The following is a 6,281-nucleotide window of genomic DNA, read 5'->3' as shown; positions in this document are numbered from 1 at the left end:
GACCGACGAGGAGCCGGAGTTGAGGACGAGTACGCGCGTTGCGGTCACGGCGGGGGTCTTTCCTTCTGACGGGCGGGAGGCGTCACGGGGCGGCCGGGCCGGCCGTCGCGGGGGGCGCGCCCGCCGAGGCCGCCGCCCGGTGGGCCAGGGAGGTCGTGGAGCGGCCGTCGAGGTAGGGCAGGACGACGGCCTGGCCGCCCCACGCGCCCATCTGGGCCGCCTCCGGGAGGTCGTCCACCGCGTAGTCGCCGCCCTTGACCCATACGTCGGGCCGCAGCAACGCCAGCAGCGCGGACGGGGTCCGCTCCTCGAAGGCGACCACCGCGTCCACGCTGCCCAGCGCCCCGAGCACCCGCATCCGGTCGGCCAGCGGGGTCAGCGGCCGGCCCGGCCCCTTCAGACCGGCCACGGACGCGTCCGAGTTCACGCACACGATCAGGCAGTCGCCGATCCGCCGGGCGCTCTCCAGCAGACCCACGTGACCGGCGTGCAGCAGGTCGAAGCAGCCGCCCGTGGCCACCACCGTGCCGCCGCGCGAGCGCACCTCCCCCGCCAGCGCCAGGGCCTCCCCGAGCCCGGCCGCCGCCCCCGCACGGGCGGGTACCGCACCGGGCCCGCCGCCCCACAGGGCCGCCGCCGAGGCACCGCCGGCCGCCACGAACGCGGTCGCCCCCGTCACCGCGTGCCGGACGGCCTCCTCGGGCAGGGCCCCGTCAGCGAGCGCCGCGGCCGCGTGCGCCGCGAAGCAGTCGCCGGCCCCGCACGTGTCCCCGACCGCCCGGAACGGAGCGGGGACCAGCAGCGGGGCCTCCGCGTACGGCCGCGTCAGCAGGGCCCCGCGCTCGCCGAGCGTGACCACCACCGAAGCCGCCCGCCAGCGGGCGGCCAGCAGCGCGCCGCGCCGCGCGTACGCGCCCAGCGAGCCCGCGCCGTCGTCCCCGGGGCACAGCGCCCGCGCCTCGGCCGCGTTCGGGGTGACCAGGCGGGCACCCGGCACCGGCGGACCGCCCCGCGGATGCGGATCCCACACCACGGCACCCCGACGCGCTGCCCCCTCCAGCAGCGGGCGCAGCGCGTCGGCCGCGCCCCGGCCGTAGTCGGCGACCAGCACCGTGCGCGCGGCCGTCAGCGCCCGGGCGCACTCCGCGGTGGCCGCCCCCGCCCGGCCGCCGCCCCGGTCGATGCGCACCAGCGGGCGCCCCCCGGCCAGCACCCGGGTCTTGACCGGCAGCGAACCGTCGAGCGGCAGTTCCACCAGCGTGACCCGGCCCCGCAGCGCACGGCGGACCCGGCGGCTCGCCGCGTCCCGTCCGAGCGCCGTGACCAGGACCACCGCGCGCCCGGACCGGGCCGCGAGGACGGCCGCGAGGCCTGCGCCGCCGGGCCGGAACCGGTCCCCGGTGACGTCGACCACCGGGGCGGGGGCGTCCGGCGCCAGGCGGTCGGCGACCCCCGTGATGTCCCGGTCGAGCAGCACGTCCCCCACCACGACCAGCGGTCCCGACGTCCTCACGGCATCCTCCCGTCCACGACGCACACCCGCCGGGCGGCACCGGACGCCTCCGGCGGCGCCGCCTCCAGGGCGGCGTCGAACGCCTCGCAGAGCAGGTGCACGGCGACCAGATGGGCCTCCTGCACCGTGGCCGTGGAGGCCGCGTCGACGCACAGGGTCTCGTCGGCGGCCAGCGCCAGCGGGTTGGGGACGCGGCCGGTCAGCGCCCACACCCGCATGCCGCGGTCGCGGCCCGCGGCCGCCGCAGCCAGCAGGTTGCCGCTGCGCCCCGACGTCGACAGCAGCAGCAGGACGTCGCCCGGCCGGCCGTGGGCCGCCACCTGCCGGGCGAAGACCTGCTCGTAGCCGTAGTCGTTGCCGATCGCCGTCACGCTGGAGGTCTCGGCGTGCAGCGCGATCGCGGAGAACGGCGGCCGTTCCCTGCGGTACCGGCCGACGAGTTCGGCCGTCAGGTGCTGGGCCTGGGCCGCGCTGCCCCCGTTCCCCGCGGCCAGCAGGCGTCCGCCGCCGCCCAGGACGCCGGCCAGCGCCGGGCCCCAGCGCTCCAGCAGGTCGGCGCCGTCGTGGCACATGCCGTCCAGGGCGGCCAGCAGCGCGGAGCAGTGGTCCCGCACGCCGCCCGCCGGGGCGGCGGGGCGTTCGGAGGACTCGTGGGTGTAGGGGTTCATGGTGTCGGGCCGGCGCCGGGCACCGGCCCCACCTCCTTCCGGAAGCGGTACGGGTTCACGCGGCCGCGGTGCGGGCCGGGCCGGTCCGCGCGGCGGTGGGGGAGCGGCGGGCGGAGTCCACCGAGCGGTAGGAGCGCTCCGTCGCGGCCGCCACCCGGTCCCAGCCGTAGAGGGCCAGCGCCCGGCTGCGGGCGGCTGCCCCGTAGGCCGCGCGGACCGCGGGCCGGGCGAGCAGTTCCGACACGGCGCCGGCCAGCGCGCCGGGGTCACCGGGCGGGACCAGCAGACCGGTTTCCCCGGGGACCACCGTGTCCAGTTGTCCGCCCACGGCGCTGGCCACCACGGGCCGGCCGCAGGCCATGGCCTCCAGGGGCACGATGCCGAAGGGCTCGTAGTCCGCGGGACAGAGCACCAGGTCGGCGCTGCGCAGCACGGCCGGGACGTCCTCGCCGGTGAGCCCGCCGAGGAAGCGGACGCGGTCCGCCACCCCGGCGTCCCGGGCCAGCGCGCGCAGGCGCCGCGCCTCGGGGTCCTCGTCGAGCCGGCCGGCCGGCGGCCCGCCGACGACGACCAGCTCGGCGTCGGGGACCAGGGCCAGCGCGGCGATGGACACGGCCGTCCCCTTGCGGGGCACCAGCCGGCCGAGCTGCACCAGCCGGTGCCGGTAGCGGGGGTCGCGCCCGGCCCGGGACCCCTCCGGGCGGAAGCGCTCCGGGTCGACGCCGCAGGGCACGACGTCGGCCCGGCCGGCCGGAACGCCCATCCGGACCAGTTCGTCCACCTCGTCGCGGCAGGTGGCCAGTACCCGGTCGCACCGCAGCCCGATGTCGCGCTCGTAGGCGATCCGCTGCGGCGGACTGGTGTCGCAGGGCCCCTGGTGGCGGCGCTTGACCGTGCCCAGGGCGTGATAGGTGTGCAGGAACGGCAGTTTCAGGTCCCGTACGGCGACCAGCGAGGCGACCCCGGACATCCAGAAGTGCGAATGCACCACGTCGGGGGGGCGCTCCCGCCATTCGGCCAGCAGCCAGGTGCCGAACGCACCCATGTGGGGCAGCAGGTCGTCCTTGGCCACGTGCTCCGGCGGACCGGCCGGCACGTGGTGGACCCGTACACCGGGCCGGAGTTCGACGACGTCGGGCACCCGGCGCGCGTCGCGCCGGGTGTAGACCGCCACCTGGTGGCCGCGGTCCGCCAGCGCCCCGGCGAGACAGGCCACGTGCACGTTCTGGCCGCCCGCGTCGACGGTGCCCAGGGAGGCCAGCGGGCTCGCGTGCTCGGAGACCAGGGCGACGGACAGCGGCCGGGGGCCGTGGGAGCGGATGGTCGAAGTCATGAACGCACCTCCGTCAGCAGGCGCTCCCAGTCGGACAGGAAGCGCGGGAGGCCGTACCGGCCCAGCGCGGCACGGCGGGCCCGGGTGCCGTCCTCGCGGGCGGCCTCCGGTTCGTCGAGGTAGTGGCGGGCGGCCCGGGCCAGCTCCTCGGGCCGGGTGGACAGGGTTCCCGCGCCGGGCGGCACCGCCTCCACGGCCTCGGTCGTGGCCAGGGCCACCACCGGCATGCCCAGGTGCATGGCCTCCAGCAGGGACAGTCCGAGGGAGGTCCAGCGGACCGGGTGCAGGTACAGGCGCCGCTCGGCCAGCGCCCCCAGCAGCCGGGCCTGGGGCAGCTCCTGGGTGCGGCAGCGGTCGCTGCTCAGGCCCAGGTGCGCGGCGAGGGCGTCGGTGCGCATGCCGAACACGTCCAGCGGGGCCGCCTCGGCGAGGGCCGGCAGCAGGTCGGTGCCGGTGAACCGGCCCCTGCGGACAGGGTCGTTGACGACGACGGCCGCCCGGGGGAGCCGGCCGGTGTAACGGTGCCCGGGGTCGACGATCCCGTGCTCGATCACCTCGGCGCGGGTGCTGCCGCTGTCCCAGAAGAGCCGGTTGAAGTGGGTGACGTGGACGAGGGTGACATCGTCGCGGTCGGCGACGGGGTGCCGGCTGCGGGGCACCTCCCCGGCCGGGGTGTTGTGCTCCAGGTAGACGGCGGGCAGGTCGCGGCCCGGCCGGCGGCCGCCGAGCCACTGCTCGGCCAGCCGCCACTCGTGGGGGCGCTGGAGCACCACCACGTCGACGGGCTCGGAGGCCAGCTCCTGAGGGGTTACTTCCCGGACGGTGGCGGGCCAGTCGAAGGTACGGGCGCGCCCCAGGCCGTCCGGGCCGCGGTCGGGGGTGACGGGAACCAGGTAGGTGTGCGGGCCCTGGACGAACGCGGTGGTCCAGGAGCCGTGCACGTGCCACAGCAGGATGTTCACGGTGCCGCTCCTCCGTCGGCCGTGCCCCGGCCGACGGGGCCGGCCAGGAGCGTGTCCACCGCGGCGAGCACGTCCTCGTCGCGGACCGAGTCCAGGCAGGGGTGCCCGGCCACGGGGCACACCCGCGCCCGGGTGCCGGCGCAGGCGGCGTCCTGGTCGCCGAGCAGCACGTGCGGGACCCCGTACGGGCGCCAGCGCTCGGGCGGGACGACCGGGGCGAACAGGCAGGCCACGGGCGTTCCGACGGCGCAGGCCAGGTGGGCCGGGCCGGTGTTGCCGGTGACGACGGCCCCGGCTCCGGCCAGTACCCCGGCGAGTTCGCCGAGGTCCCGGGTGCCGCCGCCGAGGTCGAGGGCGTGCCGCCCCGCGACCTCGGCGGTGAGCGGGCGTTCCCCGGCCGCGCCGGTGACCACCACGCGGTGGCCGGCCCGGTGCAGCGCGGCGACGGCCCCGGCGGCCCGGCGGGGGCTCCACGCCCGGGCCGGGACCGCCGCGCCGGGGTGCACCACGAGGTAGGGGTCCGGGCCGGTGAGCCCGACGGTGTCGGGGGGCTCCAGGACCCGCAGGCCGCCGTCGTCCCCGGGCGGCAGGGGGAAGCCGAAGTCCCGGGCCAGGTCCAGGGCGGCCTGGGCCTCGTGGCGTCCGGCCCGCCGCCGGTGGCGCAGGGACAGCAGGGAGCCGGGATAGTCGGCGCAGTCGGCCGCGACGTCCGCGATGCCGGCCATGGCCAGCAGCAGGGCGGTGGGCAGCGGGCTCTGGTGGTAGGAGACCAGGACGAGCGCGCGGTCGAAGCGGTCGCCGGCCAGGGCGTCGAGCAGCAGGTCGCACTCCTCGCGCGAGGTCCGCGGCGGGTCGAGGCCCACCCAGGCGGCCTCGTGGACGAGGACGCGGTCCACCCCCGGCAGCAGCGCGGCGGCCGGGGCGCCCTGCGGCCCGCACAGCAGGGCGGTGTACGAGGACCCGGCCGCGACCGCCCGCACGGCGGGCCCGGCGAGCAGGACGTCGCCGGCGCTGTCGAGGCGGGCCACCAGGGTGCGGGGCGCGCGGGTCACCACGGCTCACCTCCGGGGTGGCGGGGCGTCAGGACCAGGCGTACGGCGGCCAGCAGGTCGCGGGCCGTGTGCCCGGCTGCGTCCCGGACCTCCTCGGGGCGGGTCACGGCGGTGGGCACCAGCACGCCGGTCGCGCCGGCGCTGCGGGCGGCGGACAGGTCGGCGCCGATGTCGCCGATGACCACCGTGTGGAGCGGGGAGGCGCCCAGGGCCGCGCAGGCGGCCAGGACGAGTCCGGGGGCGGGCTTGCGGCAGCCGCAGCCGTCCTCCGGCCGGTGCGGACACACGGCCCACAGGGCGAAGGGGCCGAGGAGGGTGTCCACCCGGTCGGCCACCGCCTCCACCTGGCGCCGGGTCAGCAGCCCGCGGCCGACCCCCGACTGGTTGCTGACCACGCCGGCGGCGACCCCGCTCGCCCGCAGCAGGCGCAGGGCCCGGCGCGCGGTGGGCATGGCCTCGACCCGTTCGGGGTCGCCGTTGTAGGGCACGTCCACCACCAGCGTCCCGTCCCGGTCGAACAGCACCGCCTGCGGCAGCCCGTGGCACCGGGCGGTCCCGGGCGCGCGGCCCGCCCGGGACCACACCCAGGGCCCGTCAGGGCGGGGGCCGCCGGGCTCCGCGACGGCCCGCGGGACGCCGGGGCCCGTCATGACGCACCGCCCGGCTCCGGGGGCCCCGCGGGACCCGCCGGGAGGCGCGAGCACTCCGGGGCGCCGTCGGCCGCACCGGCGCGGCCCGCCGCCGGACAGCCGT

6 protein-coding genes are annotated in these 6,281 nt (G+C 78.7%); all 6 read right to left on the bottom strand.

What is annotated here, in order from left to right; genetic code table 11:
* Positions 1–82: 82 nt before the first annotated feature.
* The 6 genes from WDV06_RS35810 to WDV06_RS35785 are packed head-to-tail and all read right to left on the bottom strand — an operon-like array spanning position 83 to position 6,178.
* Positions 83–1,513: a PfkB family carbohydrate kinase gene (locus tag WDV06_RS35810; RefSeq protein WP_395513995.1), complete on the bottom strand. Its 1,431-nt coding sequence runs from the start codon at positions 1,511–1,513 to the stop codon at positions 83–85.
* Positions 1,510–2,181: a D-sedoheptulose-7-phosphate isomerase gene (locus WDV06_RS35805; protein WP_395513994.1), complete on the bottom strand. Its 672-nt coding sequence runs from the start codon at positions 2,179–2,181 to the stop codon at positions 1,510–1,512. The genes WDV06_RS35810 and WDV06_RS35805 overlap by 4 nt, the downstream gene beginning before the upstream one ends.
* A gap of 55 nt (positions 2,182–2,236) precedes the next feature.
* Positions 2,237–3,514, bottom strand: coding sequence for a glycosyltransferase (locus WDV06_RS35800; RefSeq protein ID WP_395513993.1), 1,278 nt, complete (start codon positions 3,512–3,514; stop codon positions 2,237–2,239).
* Positions 3,511–4,476, bottom strand: a complete 966-nt coding sequence (locus WDV06_RS35795; RefSeq protein ID WP_395513992.1) for a glycosyltransferase — start codon at positions 4,474–4,476, stop codon at positions 3,511–3,513. The genes WDV06_RS35800 and WDV06_RS35795 overlap by 4 nt, the downstream gene beginning before the upstream one ends.
* On the bottom strand, positions 4,473–5,528 hold the full coding sequence (locus tag WDV06_RS35790) for a glycosyltransferase family 9 protein (protein ID WP_395513991.1): 1,056 nt from the start codon (positions 5,526–5,528) through the stop codon (positions 4,473–4,475). The genes WDV06_RS35795 and WDV06_RS35790 overlap by 4 nt, the downstream gene beginning before the upstream one ends.
* Positions 5,525–6,178, bottom strand: coding sequence for a D-glycero-alpha-D-manno-heptose-1,7-bisphosphate 7-phosphatase (locus WDV06_RS35785; RefSeq protein ID WP_395513990.1), 654 nt, complete (start codon positions 6,176–6,178; stop codon positions 5,525–5,527). Before WDV06_RS35785 ends, WDV06_RS35790 begins: the two co-directional genes overlap by 4 nt.
* Positions 6,179–6,281: the final 103 nt, after the last annotated feature.

The organism is Streptomyces racemochromogenes (genome assembly GCF_044129415.1).
Lineage (GTDB): Bacteria > Actinomycetota > Actinomycetes > Streptomycetales > Streptomycetaceae > Streptomyces > Streptomyces racemochromogenes_A.
Note: the sequence above shows the minus strand (reverse complement) of the source record. Positions and strands in the feature narration are given on the sequence as shown.